This is a genomic window from Anaerostipes faecalis, assembly GCF_018982945.1.
GTDB classification, from domain to species: Bacteria; Bacillota; Clostridia; order Lachnospirales; family Lachnospiraceae; genus Anaerostipes; species Anaerostipes faecalis.
This window is the reverse complement of the sequence record NZ_JABRXE010000031.1, coordinates 1-793: the sequence shown is the minus strand read 5'-3', so window position 1 is coordinate 793 and position 793 is coordinate 1. Positions and strand designations below refer to the sequence as shown.

Annotated in this window: 1 protein-coding gene; it reads right to left on the bottom strand. The window is 36.2% G+C overall.

Annotation, left to right across the window (positions count from 1 at the left end; genetic code table 11):
- Positions 1–135: 135 nt before the first annotated feature.
- The gene (gene tnpA, locus KTB61_RS12875) at positions 136–606 is read right to left on the bottom strand and encodes an IS200/IS605 family transposase (RefSeq protein WP_075758696.1); all 471 of its coding nucleotides are present in this window, start codon (positions 604–606) and stop codon (positions 136–138) included.
- Positions 607–793: the final 187 nt, after the last annotated feature.

Genomic DNA, 793 nt, shown 5'->3' with positions numbered 1-793 from the left:
AATCATAACCTCCACTGACAAGTGGAGGTTTGCTCTGTCCCTGTAAGGGACTTTTACCTGCTTAGGTCTCAAAGACCTCTCGAATAAAAAGCCTCAACCGCACCATATTTACATGGCTAATCCTTAAAGGATTTCCTATTTGCCTTTTATTACTGGCTCACCCGTAAACGGGTCAATATATTCTTTTAGACTTAACTGATCATATGCTTGATCATCCTGCAGTTGATTCTTTATATATTCTTGTATTTTTTTCGCATTCTTTCCTACTGTATCTACATAATACCCCCTGCACCAGAATTTTCGATTTCCATATTTATATTTTAAATTCGCATGTCGATCGAATATCATTAGAGAACTTTTTCCTTTTAAATATCCCATAAAAGATGAAATACTTAAATTGGGTGGAATTCTCACAAACATATGAATATGATCTATACAACATTCTGCCTCTATGATTTCGACACCTTTTCTTTTACAGAGTATTCCTAGAATTCTTCCTACATCTTCCCTGATATTCCCATATACAATCTGTCTTCTATATTTTGGTGCAAATACAATATGATATTTGCATTCCCACTTTGTATGTGATAATGTTTTCTTATCCATTTGGATATTCCTCCTTTGTTCTTTTGTGCGGTTTGAGACCCACACAAATTATAGAACATTGGAGGTTTTTTATATACGGCTAAAGCCAAAATCGTGCTCCACCAGCAGAGCTGGTGGTTTATTATTTCGTGCCGGAGCATTCTCCTTCTGAAGAACACTCCAGCACTCAACAGACTAAAGTCACCAA